Annotated in this window: 18 protein-coding genes and 1 tRNA gene; 14 read left to right on the top strand and 5 right to left on the bottom strand. The window is 66.2% G+C overall.

What is annotated here, in order from left to right; genetic code table 11:
- Positions 1-29 precede the first annotated feature (29 nt).
- From ASG07_RS09365 to ASG07_RS09325, 9 genes are all read left to right on the top strand, one after another.
- The gene (locus tag ASG07_RS09365) at positions 30-983 is read left to right on the top strand and encodes a LysR family transcriptional regulator (protein WP_201780994.1); all 954 of its coding nucleotides are present in this window, start codon (positions 30-32) and stop codon (positions 981-983) included.
- A gap of 122 nt (positions 984-1,105) precedes the next feature.
- Positions 1,106-1,486 carry a hypothetical protein gene (locus tag ASG07_RS09360; protein WP_156361805.1) on the top strand — a complete coding sequence of 127 codons (381 nt, stop codon included), beginning with the start codon at positions 1,106-1,108 and terminating at the stop codon, positions 1,484-1,486.
- Between the two features lie 22 nt (positions 1,487-1,508).
- Positions 1,509-1,742 (top strand): hypothetical protein, encoded by a 234-nt coding sequence (locus ASG07_RS09355; RefSeq protein WP_055844859.1) that lies wholly within the window; start codon positions 1,509-1,511, stop codon positions 1,740-1,742.
- A complete protein-coding gene (locus tag ASG07_RS18025) occupies positions 1,739-1,864 on the top strand; it encodes a hypothetical protein (RefSeq protein WP_269082632.1) in 126 nt (41 codons plus the stop codon). The genes ASG07_RS09355 and ASG07_RS18025 overlap by 4 nt, the downstream gene beginning before the upstream one ends.
- 121 nt (positions 1,865-1,985) lie before the next feature.
- On the top strand, positions 1,986-2,630 hold the full coding sequence (locus tag ASG07_RS09350) for an NADPH-dependent F420 reductase (protein ID WP_055844857.1): 645 nt from the start codon (positions 1,986-1,988) through the stop codon (positions 2,628-2,630).
- Between the two features lie 32 nt (positions 2,631-2,662).
- Positions 2,663-3,079 carry a nuclear transport factor 2 family protein gene (locus tag ASG07_RS09345; protein WP_055844853.1) on the top strand — a complete coding sequence of 139 codons (417 nt, stop codon included), beginning with the start codon at positions 2,663-2,665 and terminating at the stop codon, positions 3,077-3,079.
- Positions 3,080-3,854: 775 nt separating this feature from the next.
- Positions 3,855-4,370, top strand: a complete 516-nt coding sequence (locus ASG07_RS09335; RefSeq protein WP_055844847.1) for a DUF3489 domain-containing protein — start codon at positions 3,855-3,857, stop codon at positions 4,368-4,370.
- A 2-nt stretch (positions 4,371-4,372) separates the two neighbouring features.
- Positions 4,373-4,822, top strand: a complete 450-nt coding sequence (locus ASG07_RS09330) for a DUF2924 domain-containing protein (protein WP_055844844.1) — start codon at positions 4,373-4,375, stop codon at positions 4,820-4,822.
- Positions 4,815-6,491, top strand: a complete 1,677-nt coding sequence (locus ASG07_RS09325) for a recombinase family protein (protein ID WP_236694622.1) — start codon at positions 4,815-4,817, stop codon at positions 6,489-6,491. The genes ASG07_RS09330 and ASG07_RS09325 overlap by 8 nt, the downstream gene beginning before the upstream one ends.
- A gap of 211 nt (positions 6,492-6,702) precedes the next feature.
- On the opposite strand, the gene ASG07_RS09320 is transcribed toward ASG07_RS09325, so the two are convergent.
- Positions 6,703-6,777: transfer RNA gene (locus tag ASG07_RS09320), tRNA-Thr, on the bottom strand.
- Positions 6,778-6,858: 81 nt separating this feature from the next.
- Here ASG07_RS09320 and ASG07_RS17480 point away from each other — a divergent pair.
- On the top strand, positions 6,859-7,002 hold the full coding sequence (locus ASG07_RS17480; RefSeq protein ID WP_168377328.1) for a hypothetical protein: 144 nt from the start codon (positions 6,859-6,861) through the stop codon (positions 7,000-7,002).
- A gap of 73 nt (positions 7,003-7,075) precedes the next feature.
- On the opposite strand, the gene ASG07_RS09315 is transcribed toward ASG07_RS17480, so the two are convergent.
- The gene (locus ASG07_RS09315; protein ID WP_055844841.1) at positions 7,076-8,881 is read right to left on the bottom strand and encodes an aminopeptidase P family protein; all 1,806 of its coding nucleotides are present in this window, start codon (positions 8,879-8,881) and stop codon (positions 7,076-7,078) included.
- Between the two features lie 146 nt (positions 8,882-9,027).
- Positions 9,028-9,672, bottom strand: a complete 645-nt coding sequence (locus ASG07_RS09310; RefSeq protein WP_055844837.1) for a retropepsin-like aspartic protease family protein — start codon at positions 9,670-9,672, stop codon at positions 9,028-9,030.
- Positions 9,673-9,891: 219 nt separating this feature from the next.
- Here ASG07_RS09310 and ASG07_RS09305 point away from each other — a divergent pair, with 219 nt between their 5' ends.
- Positions 9,892-10,401 carry a hypothetical protein gene (locus ASG07_RS09305; protein WP_055844834.1) on the top strand — a complete coding sequence of 170 codons (510 nt, stop codon included), beginning with the start codon at positions 9,892-9,894 and terminating at the stop codon, positions 10,399-10,401.
- A gap of 71 nt (positions 10,402-10,472) precedes the next feature.
- On the opposite strand, the gene ASG07_RS09300 is transcribed toward ASG07_RS09305, so the two are convergent.
- Entirely contained in the window at positions 10,473-10,760 is a 288-nt protein-coding gene (locus ASG07_RS09300) for a UvrB/UvrC motif-containing protein (protein ID WP_055844831.1), read from the bottom strand.
- 54 nt (positions 10,761-10,814) lie between these two features.
- On the opposite strand from ASG07_RS09300, the gene ASG07_RS09295 reads away from it, so the two are divergent.
- Genes ASG07_RS09295 through ASG07_RS09285 form a run of 3 tightly spaced genes read left to right on the top strand, consistent with a single transcriptional unit; the run spans position 10,815 to position 13,827 of the window.
- Complete coding sequence (locus ASG07_RS09295; protein ID WP_055844828.1) at positions 10,815-12,881, top strand: S9 family peptidase; 2,067 nt, start codon at positions 10,815-10,817, stop codon at positions 12,879-12,881.
- The gene (locus ASG07_RS09290) at positions 12,857-13,423 is read left to right on the top strand and encodes a DedA family protein (RefSeq protein WP_236694621.1); all 567 of its coding nucleotides are present in this window, start codon (positions 12,857-12,859) and stop codon (positions 13,421-13,423) included. The genes ASG07_RS09295 and ASG07_RS09290 overlap by 25 nt, the downstream gene beginning before the upstream one ends.
- A complete protein-coding gene (locus ASG07_RS09285) occupies positions 13,420-13,827 on the top strand; it encodes an acyl-CoA thioesterase (protein WP_156361803.1) in 408 nt (135 codons plus the stop codon). The genes ASG07_RS09290 and ASG07_RS09285 overlap by 4 nt, the downstream gene beginning before the upstream one ends.
- On the opposite strand, the gene ASG07_RS09280 is transcribed toward ASG07_RS09285, so the two are convergent.
- Positions 13,799-14,161, bottom strand: coding sequence for a response regulator (locus ASG07_RS09280; protein WP_055844823.1), 363 nt, complete (start codon positions 14,159-14,161; stop codon positions 13,799-13,801). The genes ASG07_RS09285 and ASG07_RS09280 overlap by 29 nt on opposite strands.
- Between the last annotated feature and the right edge of the window lie 3 nt (positions 14,162-14,164).

Genomic DNA, 14,164 nt, shown 5'->3' with positions numbered 1-14,164 from the left:
GTCAGTCACACGGATGAGAAGTCACCATGATCTCCGACCCCGGCACCCCGACCCTCGACCAGTTGCGCGTTCTGGTAACCGTGGTGGAGGTCGGCAGCTTCGCCGGCGCGGCGCGCAAGCTGAACCGCGCGACCTCCGTCATCAGCTACACGATCGCCAATCTGGAGGCGCAGCTCGGAGTCCGGCTGTTCGACCGCGAATCGACGCGCAAGCCGCAGCTGACCGACGCGGGCCGCATGGTGCTGGGCGAGGCGCGGCTCGTCGCCAGCGGCATCGATACGCTGCGTGCCAAGACGAAAGGGCTGCTGCAGGGGCTGGAATCCGAACTCCACGTCGTCCTCGACACGTTCCTGCCGAAGGACCGGGTCGTCGATGCGCTGACCGGATTCTTCGCCGCTTTTCCCACGGTGTCGCTCCATCTCTCGGTCGAAACGCTGGGCGCGGTGACGCAGCTGATCCTCAACCGCCGGGCGACGGTGGGCGTCAGCGGTCCGCTCGACACGATGGACGGGATCGAGCGGATTGCGATCGGCGGGGTACGGATGATCCCCGTGGCCGCGACGACGCATCCGCTGGCGATGGCCGCGCACAACGCCCCCGGTGCCGGGCGCGAGCATATCCAGCTGATCCTGACCGATCGATCCCCGCTGACCGAGGGACGGACATTCGGGGTGATGAGCAGCCGGATGTGGAAGCTGGCCGACGTATCGTCGAAGCACATGCTGCTGAATGCGGGGATCGGCTGGGGTTTCATGCCGGAACCGATGGTGCGCGACGACGTGGCGGCGGGGCGGCTCGTCGTGCTCGACATGCCCGATGCCGCGAGCGGGGATTACGCGCTCCACGCGATCCATCGCAGCGATACGCTGCCCGGTCCCGCCGCGTCATGGCTGATCGACCGGCTGCGCAGCCAGACCCGGGACGGGGCACCGGCCCCCGTTGCCGTTGCTGCCGCCAGTGCATCCGGCGATCGACCGGAATAGCTTTCGATCGATTTTATCGAACGTTTCCTTCGATACATTTCGGCTGACGCGATCGATCGGTCGCTGCCACATACGGTCTCACGACGGCAACGCGCCGCCGGCGATGAGAAAGGATGTTCGGCATGGCGTTTCTGGATCTGGCGTTCGACCTCCCCCGCGCCGCGCTGGCCACGCCGGCCATCGGCCCGGTTCGCGCTACGGTGTCGCGGATCGCGCCGCTGGAACGGCAGGTCCTTCACCTTGCCGCTGCCGACACGCGTTCGAGCCTGAACGAACCCGGGCGGATCGCACGGATGCTGCGCTGGGTGTTCGCCGTGAAGACGGCCAACCGGCTTGCCGATCCGCGGCTGGAGGCGCTGCGCCGTTTCGCCGTGCTGGCCCGTGTGCATGGCGATGCGCTGCCCGATGCGGAGGTCGATCGCCTGATCGGTGCCGGCTTCGTCCGCGAGGCGCTCGCCGAAATCTGCGAGCTGGTCGCCGCGCTTCCGCGGGCGACGGCCTGAACCCCGCAACAGGAGGATCGTCATGAACGTCATCACCCGTGCCGCATCCGGCCATCGTCCGTGGGCAAAGCGCCGCAGCGACGCGATCCATCTCGCCGTCAGGGCGGTCTATGCCGGCACGGGCGCAGGTGCTGCGGCCTCGATCTATGCGCGTCTCGATAACGTGCTCGGCGAGCCGCTGCCGGCCGCGATCATCACCTTGCTGGCGATCATGACGTTCTTGGTCGTCATCGCACCGAAGGGCGACCGGCGATGACCTGGCTCCCGCTGTTCCTGATGCTGTGCGGCATCGGGCCTTCCCAGGCATCGCAGATCGCCGCCACGCTCGACGCGATCGACCAGGCCGGGTTGGTCTGTCCCGATCGCCCGCCTGCCTGAAGACGGCTTCCCATCCCATTTCATCCCGGCGCGTCGCCCGTCGCGACGCGTGCGACGATCGACGCCGGCGCATCGCCGATCCGTTTTCCCATCATCCCTGCAAGACAAAGGAATTAACATCATGACCATCGGTATCATCGGTTCGGGCGCACTGGGTTCGAACGTGGCGCGGGCGCTAGCGCAGAAGGGCCAGTCCGCGATTATCGCCAACAAACGCGGCCCGGAATCGCTGGGCACCCTCGTTGCTGAACTGGGCGACACGATCACCGCCGGCACGGTGGCGGAGGCTGCCGCCGCCGACATCGTCGTGCTGGCAATGCCATGGGTCGCGCTGGAGGACGTGCTGTCGGGCCTGCCGGACTGGAACGGCCGGATCGTGATCGACGGCACCAACCCCGTGCTGTTCCTCGATCCGAACTCCCCCGACGTCAGCGATCCGTCGAACCCGCTCGCCGCCTATGGGATCAAGGCGGTCGACATTGGCGACCGCCATTCCAGCGCGATCGTCGCGGACCTCGTCCCTGGCGCGCGCGTCGTGAAGGCGTTCAACCACCTCGACGTCAACGTCCTGCCGCATCCCGAAGCCGCCGGTGGCCAGCGCGTGCTGTTCTATTCGGGTGACGATGCCGATGCCAAGGCGCAGGTCCGTGCGATCCTCGAGACGATTGGTTTCCTGCCGATCGATCTGGGAACGCTCGACGTCGGCGGGCCGCTTGCCTCGCTACCGTTCGGCCCGCTCGCCACGCACAATTTCGTGCGCATCTGATCGCCCACCTCCCGTTTCGAAAGAATATCGACATGACCACCACCGCCGCCGACCTCGTCCGCAAGAGCCTCGAGACTTTCCTATCCAAGGACATGAAGGGCTGGACCGATCTGTGCGCCGACGATGTCGTCGCCGAATTCCCCTTCGCGCCCGAGGGGTCTCCGGCGCGGATCGAGGGGAAGGCCGCGCTATACGACTATCTGCGCGGCTATCCCGATGCTATTGACGTGAAGTCGCTGCCGACCCTGAAGGTCTATGCCACCGACGATCCGTCCGTCGCGATCGCCGAGTGGAGCGCCTCGGGCACCGTCCTGTCGAACGGAAACCCCTATGAGATGCGGTACGCGACCTTCGTCACAGTCCGCTACGGGCTGATCGTCAACTATCGCGAATATTGGAATCCGCAGGCTTTCATGAATGCCATGAGTGGGGCGCGTTTCGACGTCTGATCAAGGGGCTCCGGCGGTAGCGACGTTCGTCTGCTATGTTCGCCACCGCCACCCGTACGAGGCTAAAGCCTCAATCGGCCTTCGATCAGCATCGTCCGCTGCTTGCGGAAGAACAAGCCGTATGCTTTATCAGCGGGAACCCCGGCACCTGCCCGGCTATTGTGAACGATTGTTTGGTTACGCCCATGCTCGCTTGAAAGCGAACGGGCGGCTCCCCACCATCAACGGGCATTTGGGGCCCCGGTCCCGCCACCTGAACGAATGTCTGCTTTTTGCGGCCGCCGCCCGAAACCGGACGGGCCGGTTTCCACCAGGACCAGCCAGTACACCTTCATCAGAAGGTTGATCTCGTCGCCTCACAGCAGCCGTTATTTCGCAAGCTCGTCACTATTCCGGTAAGTACGCAGCGCCTTTGGAGCACGCACGAGAGCGGTGATTCGCCTCACCTGCGGAGGCTACATAGTCGAGATGCTTCTCCTGAGATACCTGCAGCGCAACTACAATCGCATCTTCCATAATCATCCCGTCTTGAATGCAGAGGTGCGAATGAGCGTCGGCCGTCAGGGTCCACGGTACTACTAACAGGGTCTTCTGCGTAGCAAAGTCCAGACGCAGCTTTGGCACGACGAGTTCGCTCGACTTGCCGCACACGTGGAGCATGGTGCTGCTCGATGAGTCGCAGCCAGGATGGTTGCTGCCCCGGTCAGCATGACTGACGGGGCTGTGGGTAGTGGGAGCGGCATGCCGTCGCTCGCCACGAGCTAGGAGCCAACCCATGACCAAGCTGAGCGACCTCCAGACCATCCTGCTCTCCCGCGCATCGCAGCGGCAGGACCGCAGTCTACTACCCGTACCCGAAGGAGTCCGCGGGGACGCCGACCGCATCGACAAGGCCATCAGTGCGCTGATGAAGTTCGGTAATGCTGAGGAAGCGCCGGACGCCAAGCCAGGTCAAACCTGGCGCAGCGATGGAGACCTTCGGTTCGGAGCGGTGATCTCCGATGCTGGACTGGTTGCCATCGGGATTGAGCCTGACGGTATCGGGCCAGTCGGCGGGGCGGGCGAGGAGACGCTGGTGGAGAGCCATGCTGGCTTCGAGCGTCCTACCAAGGCAGCGCTGGTGCTCGCGCTGCTGCAGCGCGAGCAGGGTGCCACAATGGCCGAACTGATGGAGGCAACCGGCTGGCTGCCGCACACGACGCGGGCTGCGCTCACCGGCATCCGGAAGAAGGGGCACGCTGTGGTCAAGGACAAACGCGATGACGTGACCTGTTACAGCGTGGCGGCCTAACGATGGCGAGGATCGATGATGCAGTAAACCGGCTGGTCAAGCTGTCGCCAGCCGAGCTTCGGTCCGAGTGGCAGGCGATGATGGGAGACGCACCGCCTGATCTGCCGCCGTCGCTGCTGCGCCGCGTGCTTGCGTATCGCGTGCAGGAGCAGGCGCACGGCGGGCTGCCGGCCGCCGTGCAGCGGATGATTGACGTGCTGAGCCGCGACCCGCTGGCCGGGCCGGTCGAGCCCGAGATCAAGTTGAAGCCAGGCACACGCCTGCTTCGCAAGTGGAACGGCAAGCTCCATAGCGTGCAAGTCGTCGAGGACGGGCTGATGTTCGAGGAACGCCGCTACCGTTCGCTGTCGCACATCGCGCGCGAGATCACCGGGGCGCAATGGTCGGGGCCGCGGTTCTTCGGGTTGAAGAAGCCGGTTCACCCGCCACTCCGGGCGGTCGCGCGTGGCTAGGCGGCCGACTCTACTGGCCGCTGCGGGAAGCGGCGGCGAGCCTCGCTGCGCTGTATATACCCGCAAGTCGACGGAGGAGGGGCTCGAACAGGCATTCAACAGCCTGGACGCGCAGCGTGAGGCCTGTGCCGCCTATGTCACCAGCCAGAAGCACGAGGGCTGGACACTAGTGCCTATCGCCTATGACGACGGCGGTTTCTCGGGTGGCAGCATGGACCGACCGGGACTGAAGCGCCTTCTCGCGGATGTCGAAGCCGGCCGGGTCGATGTGATCGTCGTCTACAAGGTCGACCGGCTGACCCGCAGCCTTGCCGACTTCGCCAAGATCGTCGAGGTGCTGGATGCGCGCGGTGCCTCGTTCGTCAGCGTCACCCAGGCGTTCAACACCACCACCAGCATGGGACGGCTGACCCTCAACGTGCTGCTCTCCTTTGCGCAGTTTGAGCGTGAGGTCACCGGTGAGCGCATCCGCGACAAGATCGCCGCTTCCAAGAAAAAAGGCATGTGGATGGGCGGTCCGGTGCCGCTCGGCTATGACGTTTGTGACCGCAAGCTGGTCGCCAACGAGGCCGAGGCGGAGACCGTGCGCCTGATCTTCAACCGCCATCAGACAGTCGGCACCATCCAGGCGCTGGTTGCCGACCTTGCCTTCCGGGGAATCGTCTCCAAGCGGCGGATCATGCCCGACGGCCGTGAGACTGGAGGGGAAGCATACCGCGCCGGTGCGCTGACTCACATGCTACGTAACGTACTCTACACCGGGCAGGTCAGCCATCACGGCGCCATCTACCCGGGCGAGCACGAGGCTATTGTCGATCGCCCAATCTGGGATGCGTCGCAGGCACTGCTCGACCGCAGCGAGCCCCGGCCACGAACCGGGCACATCGCCATGCTCGGGGGCATGATCGAGGATGGTCACGGGCGGCGCATGACATCAGCGCACGCGAAAAAGGGAGAGCGGCGGTACCTCTATTATGTGTCTGTCCCGATAGCGGGTCAGGCCGTGGAGGGTTGGCGGTTACCCGCGGGCGACGTGGATGCACTGGTCAGCAATGCCGTGCTCGGCTTGTTGCGTGATCCCGTTTGCCTTGCCGCCGAATACGGTGATGTATCAGCCCATGCACGACTCGCCCCAGCTTGCGCCGACTGGGTCGATCGTCTCCGCCAGCCTGCTGGCATGCGAGCGGCGCTTCAGCAGCTCGACGCTGCGGTCCTTGTCGGCGCAGATCGCATCGAGGTGGACCTGAGTGCGCGCGAGCTTGCAACGCTCCTTCGGGTCGATGGCTTACGCACCTCGATCGAGCAGCGGATCGAGTTGGCGGTCGAGACAAGCCTGAAGCGGCGCGGGCATGAGCTTCGACTGGTCTATTCCGCACCCGACGCGAACCCGCCCGCTCGAGACGACCGGCTCATCCAGCTGATCGCCAGCGGACATGCCGCCTATGACCAACTGCTCGCCGGCGAGGGGAGACCGGGCACTACCGAGCGCAGCCACCTTGTCCGGCTTGCTCGGCTCCGCTTCCTGGCGCCTGATATCGTCACGGCCATCGTCCACGGCCGGCAGCCGGTTGACCTCACCAGCCGTGCGCTGCTGCGCAGCGCAGAGATGCCGCTTGCCTGGGCAGACCAGCGCATGGTGCTTGGGTTCGCAACAATGCACCGAATCTAACCGCATTGCCGCTCATTTCGCGGGCAACACTGAACTCAGGACAGACTAAAGGCAGTTAGAGACGGTACGGCTGTTCGGGCTAAGTTCCTCGCCCGGAGACCGCGTCTCTGTCCTGCGCCGGCGACGCGTCGACTGCAAAACCCGCAGAACTGCGCCGTTCTCGCCCTCCGCTCGCGAGACGGTCTCTAAAGACCCTTCGCGGCGGACTGAATGGTGCTGCCGGTGAGGATTGAACTCACGACCTCAGCCTTACCAAGGATGCGCTCTACCACTGAGCTACGGCAGCACTCGCCGACGGGCGGGAGCAGCGCCTAGAGACGAGGCGGGCGGGATTGTCAAGGCTTGGGGGGTGGGTTAGCGCCGCCCCATGGCCGACACGGATCAGGATCGCGCGGAACGGCTGGCGGCACAATTGCGCGCGAATCTGAAGCGGCGCAAGGCTCAGGCGCGCGGGGCGGCAGCCGATGTGCCGTCCGATCAGCCGCCGCCGAAGACCGATCCGGCGGCGTAGATCGCCGCACCCGCGGCTTGCCACGCAACGAACGACGCCAACGAACCCGCCGCGACGACCGCCATCGCCTCGATCACCCGAGCGGCGCACATTTCTCCGAAAGCCATGCCCTAGGCTCTTCATCCGCCAGCAGCGGCCCGATGGTCTGCATCACCGTGGCGTGATAGGCATCGAGCCACGAAAGCTCGGCGGCGGTCAACAGGGCCGGATTGATCAGGTCGCGTTCGATCGGGGCAAAGGTCAGCGTCTCGAACGCCAGCATCGTGCGATCCGGATCGCCGCCGGGCACCGCGTGCGGCACGACGAGCAGCAGGTTCTCGATGCGGATGCCGTATTCGCCGGCCTTGTAATAGCCCGGCTCGTTCGACAGCAGCATGCCCGCACGCAGCGGCTCCAGCGCCTGACCGCTGGGGTGGTCGGGCGGGGCGATCCGCTGCGGCCCTTCATGCACCGACAGATACGCGCCGACGCCGTGGCCGGTGCCATGGCCGAAATCGAGGCCGGCCTCCCAGAGCGGACGCCGCGCGAACGCGTCGATCTGGCCGCCTGTCGTGCCGTCAGGAAAGACGGCGGTGGCGATGGCGATGTGACCTTTCAGCACACGCGTAAAGCGGTCGCGCATCTCCGCGGTGGCCTCGCCGATCGGCAGGACGCGGGTGACATCGGTGGTGCCGTCGGCATATTGGCCGCCGGAATCGACCAGATAGAGCTGCCCGGGTTCGATCGGCGCGTTCGATTCCGGCGTCACGCGGTAGTGCGGGCTGGCCCCGTGGCCGCCGGTCGCGGAGATGGTGTCGAAACTGGTATCGAGCAGCAGCCCGGTGTCCCGACGGAACGCAAGCAGCCGGGCGGCGGCGCTGAGTTCGGTCTGGCCGCCCTTCGGACATTCGGTCGCGACCCAGTGCAAAAAACGCGTCAGCGCCGCGCCGTCGCGGTACGAGGCGGCGCGGTGGCCGACGATCTCCGCATCGTTCTTGATCGCCTTGGTGAGCAGCACCGGATCGCGCAGCGGCAGCATCGTCGCGCCGCCGGCCTCCAGCGCGTCGGCGATCGCGGCGACGGAACCGGCGGGATCGACGGCGACGCGACGGCCGGCAAAGTCGCCAAGGGCATCGGCGAAGGCGGCGCGGTCGCGTAGACGCACGGAATTGCCGAGATGCTGGCGGACGGCATCGTCCACTTTCCCGGGCGCGACGAACAGGTCGGTTGCGCCGTCCACGTGGACGATTGCATAGCTGAGCGCGACGGGGGTGTGATCGACATCGGCCCCGCGGATGTTCAGCAGCCAGGCGATCGAGTCGAGCGCGGACAGGACGACGGCATCGGCGTTCTTCTCCGTCAGCCAGTCGGCGACCTGCGCGCGCTTGGTGGCGGAGGATGCCCCGGCCACCATATCGGGCTGAACGACGAGCTTCGCCGACGACGGTGCGGGGCGATCCGTCCAGATCGCATCGACCGGGTTGGTCGCAACCGGAACGAGCACGACGTCGCGATCGGCAAGGGCGGCACTGGTCTGCTCGACCCAGCTGCGGGTATGGAGCCACGGGTCGTAGCCGATCCGCGCCCCGGCCGCGGCATGCACCGCCAGCCACCCGGCGACGGAGGTCGCCGGAACGTCGATGTAATCCCAGTCGTCGGCGGACACCTGCTCGCGCACCTGCAAGGTGTAGCGGCCGTCGGTGAAGATCGCCGCCGCATCCGCGAGCGCGACCGCCGTCCCGGCCGAGCCCTGAAAACCGGTCAGCCACGCCAGCCGCTGGGCATAGTCGCCGACATATTCGCTCATGTGCTCATCGGTCAGCGGCACGACGAAGCCGTCGAGGGTCAGCGTCGCAAGCTGCGCGCGCAACGCCGCGAGTCGATTCGTATCGATCGTCATCGGCCGACCATCGGGTAGGCGAAGTGGAGGAAGTGGAGGCGCTGGAACAGGGCCTCCACTTCGGGTGCGGAAGAACGATCGGAAAGGATGCGCAGGGGCGTGGCGGCATGGGTCGACATGCGCCGCTTGTGGCATTTCCGAACCGATTAGGACAGCGGTGCCGGCTTGCCCCGGTCGGTTTCGTTCTGCGGATGATGCGGCACGAGGATCAGCTCTCGCCCCTCCACGCGCCATGATTTCAGCCGCGACAGAAAGTTCATGCCGACGACGTTGACGTCGCCGAACGCCGGCGAGACCACCGCGGGCAGGTCGCGCGCGACGATGTTGCCGAAGCGGAATTCCGGAATCGAGGCGGACCGGGCGCGGATCGTGCCGTTGGCGGTCGTCAGCAGCACGGGAACGATCCCGTCCTGCGCGCGCAGGTCCGCCGCCGCCGCCGTCTGCGACGACAGGGCGGTGACGGTCGCGCCGCTGTCGACCAGCATCCGCCGCTCGATCCCGCCGAAGCGGGCGCGAATCCAGAAATGGCCGTCGGGGCTCATGCGGATGCGCGTTTCCCGGCCGACGACGGACTGGTCCTCGAGCTTGAAATAGCGGGCGACGCCGCCGAGCCACGGATCGAAATCCTGCCGCTGGTTCAGGACCGTGACGAGCAGCACGAGGATCGCGCCCCAGCTGGCGAGCGAGACGATCGTGCGCAGCACGGGAATGCGCCGCGCGACGATCGTCACGACGATGATCGCGGCGGCGACGGCGTAGAGGGTCGGGTGGGATCCGGGGGTGGGGATCATGCCGCCGGAATACCCCAGAATGGCTGTACGGGGGCTGAAGCGGCTGATCGACCTTCCTTTTTCGATCCGTTCATTCGATCCGTTCAACGGCAGCCAAGACCTGATGACGGCAAAAGCAACGGATACAATCCATCGAGATGTCGGCCCTTCCCTTTACTGTACCTTCCGCAGACCCGATGATGATGCCCGACGCCACGCAAACAGGTCAAGGGGAACATCATGTTGGATGGCATACTGGAAAAACTCTCGTCTTATCAGGTAGCAAGCAGCCTTATCCCCGGCGCTGCCTTCGTTACTGCCCTGTCGTGGCTCGACATATATTCAGTCGGCAACAAGAATTTCGGCGAGTTGGCAGTGATATATTACGTGGTCGGATTGATCCTCAACCGGGTCGGTGCGATTTCGGCTTTCGGGTTCGGCAGGGACAAGGTGAAGGCGTTGTACAAGGTCTACGAAAGGGGCGGACAGGGCCCGAACGTGTACGACACCTATGTCCTGTATCGAACACTCGCGACGGCGATGTTCCTGCTCGTGATCGTCGCGGTCCTTCACGTGATCCCACCGATCGGGGTCGGCTCGTTCACACAGAAGCTGTTGCTGGCGGCGATTGCCGGACTTGTATTTACGGGCGCGACGATCATGCAGATGCGACATCTCGACCACCTGATACAAGAGACCGGGCAGGGAAGGACGCCCGTCGATGCCGGTACACCTGTCGCAGGATCCTGATCCGGGCGTACGGTATCCCCCGCGATGACGCCGGGCCACCGCGCTGATCGAGGAGACGCAGGCGGCGGGGGTCAACGCGTGCGGTCGGTCCGGCGGCCTGTCGCTCGGGTCATCGGGTCCGGCTTCGGCGGCGGGGTCCAGCCGGGAGGCGGTTCGACGGCCTGACGGCTGGTGCCCAGACCCATGCGGCCGGGTTGCTGGCGGATAAGGCCGGCGGTGTCGGCGACCGCCGCGTCGTCGGGGGAAGCACCGGCGCGGATCAGGGCGATGCGGTCGCGCAAGGCGCGCGCCTGTTCGAAATCGAGCGCCTCGGCGGCGGCGTCCATCCGGCGTTGCAGGTCGGCGAGCGTGTCGGTCATGACCATACAACGCTTTGCGTCGCGGTTTTGCCACCGACGCGTTATGTGGCGCGCATGACCGATAGCAGCACCCCCGTTCAGCCGCCCGTCGCGGAGACCCGCCCGCACAGCTTCACCGTCCACGGCGTGACGATCGAGGACCCCTATGCCTGGCTGAAGGACCCCGAATATCCGGAGGTCGGCGACCCCGACGTGCTGACCTATCTGGAAGCGGAGAACGCCTATTTTGAAAGCGTGATGGCCCCGCACCGGCCGCTGGTCGACACGCTGTACGAAGAGATGAAGGCGCGCATCAAGGAGGATGAATCCTCCGTGCCGCAAAAGGATGGCGACTGGCTGTATTGGACCGCGTTCGAGACGGGCGGCCAATATCGGAAATGGTGGCGCAGGCCCGTCGCGGGCGGCCCCGACGAATTGCTGCTGGACGAGCCGGCGCTGGCGGAGGGCAAGGAGTATTTCCGGCTGGGCGCGTTCGCGGTGTCGAACGATGCGACCAAACTGGCGTACGCGATCGACGACAATGGCGGCGAGCGGTTCGAGGTGCGGGTCAAGGACCTGACCACCGGCGAGCATCTGCCCGAGGTGATCGCCGGCATGCTGTCCGACATCGTCTGGACGGCGGACGACAGCGGGTTCCTCTACGGTCTCGCCAACGAACAATGGCGCACCGACAATGCGCGGCTGCACCGGCTAGGTACGCCCGTCGAGGACGACATACTGCTGTTCCACGAGGCCGACGAAGGGTTCCGCGTCGGCGTGGCGGAAACGTCGTCGCGCGAGTGGATCGTGATCGCGACGAGCGACCATGTGACGAGTGAGGTGCGGCTGGTGCCCGCCAGCGATCCCACCGCGGAGCCGATCCTGGTCGCCGCGCGCAAGGTGGGCCGCGAATATGATGTCGACGAGCATGACGGCACGCTGTTCATCCACACCAACGACACCGATCCGCAGTTCCGCCTCTGCACCGCAAGCCTCGACGCGCCGGGCGACTGGCACGAATTGATCGGGCCGGACCCGCATTTCTACATGACCGGGGTCGAATGCTATCGCGACTTCTTCATCGTCGAGGGCCGCGAGGACGGGCTCGATCGCATCCGGCTGCACCGGTACGCCACGCCGACCGGGTTCACCGCGATCGACTTTCCGGAGGCGAGCTACGCCGCCGGGCTGGGCGACAATCCCGAATACGACCAGACGGTGCTGCGCGTCGGATACGAGTCGATGGTCACGCCGGGCACGGTGTACGACTGCGACACCGCGACGGGCGAGTTGACCGTGCTGAAGGTGCAGGAAATCCCCAGCGGCTACGACGGAGCGAAGTATCGCACCGAGCGGCTGAAGATCGCGGCGCGCGACGGGACGCAGGTGCCGGTGTCGATCGTCTACCCCGCTAATTTCGTGCGCGGCGGGCCGTTGTTCCTCTATGCCTATGGCGCCTACGGCTATGCGATCCCGCCGGGGTTCTCGACGGGGCGGCTGAGCCTGCTCGATCGGGGGTTCGCCTATGCCATCGCGCATATCCGGGGCGGCGACGATCTGGGCCAGCAATGGTATCTCGACGGCAAGCTGCAGAAGCGCGAAAACACGTTCAACGACTTCGTCGACGTGGCGAAGGCGCTGGTCGCGGACGGGTGGACGCAGGCGGGCAGGATCGCGATCGCCGGGCGGTCGGCGGGCGGCGAGTTGATGGGCGCGGTGGTGAACTCCGACCCCGAACTCTGGGGCGCGGTGATCGCCGACGTACCGTTCGTCGACGTGCTGAACACGATGCTGGACGCCGACCTGCCGCTGACGCCGGGCGAGTGGCCGGAATGGGGCAATCCGATCGAGGATGCCGACGCGTTCGCGCTGATCCGGTCGTACAGCCCGTATGACAATGTTCGGGCGCAGGCTTACCCGCCGCTGTTTATCTCCGGCGGGCTGAACGATCCGCGCGTGACCTATTGGGAGCCGGCGAAGTGGGCGGCGAAGCTGCGCGCGACGAAGACCGATGACAACGTGCTGTTGCTGAAGACGAACATGGGCGCGGGGCATGGCGGCAAGTCGGGCCGCTTCGAAAGTCTGCGCGAGGCGGCGGAGGAGCATGCGTTCGTGCTGTGGCAACTGGGCGTCGAGGGGTGACGATCGAGGCGCTGGTCGCGCGCTACGGATTGGCGGCGATCTTCCTCGGCGCGGGGCTGGAGGGGGAGACGGCGGTCGTGACGGGGGGCGTGCTGGCGCACCGGGGGCTGATTCCGCTGGCCGGCGTGGTCGTGGCGGCGATCCTCGGGTCGTTCGTGGCGGATCAGGGATTTTTCCTGTTCGGGCGGCATTATCGCGAGCATCGCTTCGTCCGCCGTATTCGCCAGAAACCCGCCTTCGCCAGGGCGCTCGACTGGCTGGAGCGGTATCCGCGCGGCTTCATCTTCGGCTACCGCTTCGTCTACGGCATCCGCACCGTCAGCCCGATCGCGATCGGGGTGAGCCGGGTCGGCGCGACGACGTTCGTCGCGGTGAATGCGCTGGCGGCGGCGATCTGGGGCAGCCTGTTCACCGGCATCGGCTATGTCTTCGGACAAGGGCTGGAGACGCTGGTCGGGCGCGTCGGCATCGGCCACCTGCTGATCGGCGCGGCGGTGGTCGTCGTCGCGGGCGCGATCGGCTGGCGGGTGTTTCGGGCATGAGCTTCGACCTGCGCTTCGTCGCCGGACAGGGCGACATCGACGAACTCGGCCACGTCAACAATGCGGTGTGGGTACGGTGGATACAGGACATCGCGACGGCGCACTGGCAGGCGACCGCGCCGGCGGAGCATGTCGCCGCCTATGTCTGGGTCGTGACCCGGCACGAGATCGACTATCGCGGCAACGTGGCGCTGGGCCAGGGCGTGACGGCGGAGACGTGGGTCGGCACGCCGAAGGGCGCGCGGTTCGACCGGCACGTGCGCTTCACCGGCGACGACGGGCGGGTCAAGGTGGAGGCGGTGACGACCTGGGCCCTGGTCGACCGCGCGACGGGCAAGGTGCTGAGGGTGCGGCCGGAGATCGCCGCGCCGTTCCTCACGCCAGCCGGTTCACCGAATCCATGAACCGCGCGAGGCTGATCGGTTTCGACACATAGGCGTCCGCGCCGGCGCCCCGGATGCGATCCTCGTCGTCGCGCCCGGCATAGGCGGTGACGGCCATGATCGGGATGCGGCGCAGTTCCGCATCGGCCTTGAGCGCAAGGATCAGTTCGTATCCGGTGACATGCGGCATCTGGATATCCATCACGATCAGGTCGGGGCGGAAGGCGCGCGCGCGCTCCACCGCTTCCCGCCCGTCGCGAACCGGCTCCGCGGCCCAGTCATGGGCGCGCAGCAGGTCGCAGAACAGCTTCAGGTTCAGTTCGTTGTCCTCGACAACGAGCACCTTTTTCGCCACGCC

The organism is Sphingomonas sp. Leaf343 (assembly GCF_001423765.1).
Classification (GTDB): Bacteria; Pseudomonadota; Alphaproteobacteria; order Sphingomonadales; family Sphingomonadaceae; genus Sphingomonas.
Note: the sequence above shows the minus strand (reverse complement) of the source record. Positions and strands in the feature narration are given on the sequence as shown.

Excerpts from the sequence above, each read along its gene's own strand:
- ASG07_RS18025 (WP_269082632.1), top strand. The coding sequence starts at position 1,739 with ATGACCTGGCTCCCGCTGTTCCTGATGCTGTGCGGCATCGGGCCTTCC.
- ASG07_RS17480 (WP_168377328.1), top strand. The coding sequence starts at position 6,859 with ATGGCCGACACGGATCAGGATCGCGCGGAACGGCTGGCGGCACAATTG.
- ASG07_RS09355 (WP_055844859.1), top strand. The coding sequence starts at position 1,509 with ATGAACGTCATCACCCGTGCCGCATCCGGCCATCGTCCGTGGGCAAAG.
- ASG07_RS09350 (WP_055844857.1), top strand. The coding sequence starts at position 1,986 with ATGACCATCGGTATCATCGGTTCGGGCGCACTGGGTTCGAACGTGGCG.
- ASG07_RS09360 (WP_156361805.1), top strand. The coding sequence starts at position 1,106 with ATGGCGTTTCTGGATCTGGCGTTCGACCTCCCCCGCGCCGCGCTGGCC.
- ASG07_RS09300 (WP_055844831.1), bottom strand. The coding sequence starts at position 10,760 with ATGACCGACACGCTCGCCGACCTGCAACGCCGGATGGACGCCGCCGCC.
- ASG07_RS09315 (WP_055844841.1), bottom strand. The coding sequence starts at position 8,881 with ATGACGATCGATACGAATCGACTCGCGGCGTTGCGCGCGCAGCTTGCG.
- ASG07_RS09295 (WP_055844828.1), top strand. The coding sequence starts at position 10,815 with ATGACCGATAGCAGCACCCCCGTTCAGCCGCCCGTCGCGGAGACCCGC.
- ASG07_RS09310 (WP_055844837.1), bottom strand. The coding sequence starts at position 9,672 with ATGATCCCCACCCCCGGATCCCACCCGACCCTCTACGCCGTCGCCGCC.
- ASG07_RS09305 (WP_055844834.1), top strand. The coding sequence starts at position 9,892 with ATGTTGGATGGCATACTGGAAAAACTCTCGTCTTATCAGGTAGCAAGC.
- ASG07_RS09285 (WP_156361803.1), top strand. The coding sequence starts at position 13,420 with ATGAGCTTCGACCTGCGCTTCGTCGCCGGACAGGGCGACATCGACGAA.
- ASG07_RS09330 (WP_055844844.1), top strand. The coding sequence starts at position 4,373 with ATGGCGAGGATCGATGATGCAGTAAACCGGCTGGTCAAGCTGTCGCCA.
- ASG07_RS09345 (WP_055844853.1), top strand. The coding sequence starts at position 2,663 with ATGACCACCACCGCCGCCGACCTCGTCCGCAAGAGCCTCGAGACTTTC.
- ASG07_RS09335 (WP_055844847.1), top strand. The coding sequence starts at position 3,855 with ATGACCAAGCTGAGCGACCTCCAGACCATCCTGCTCTCCCGCGCATCG.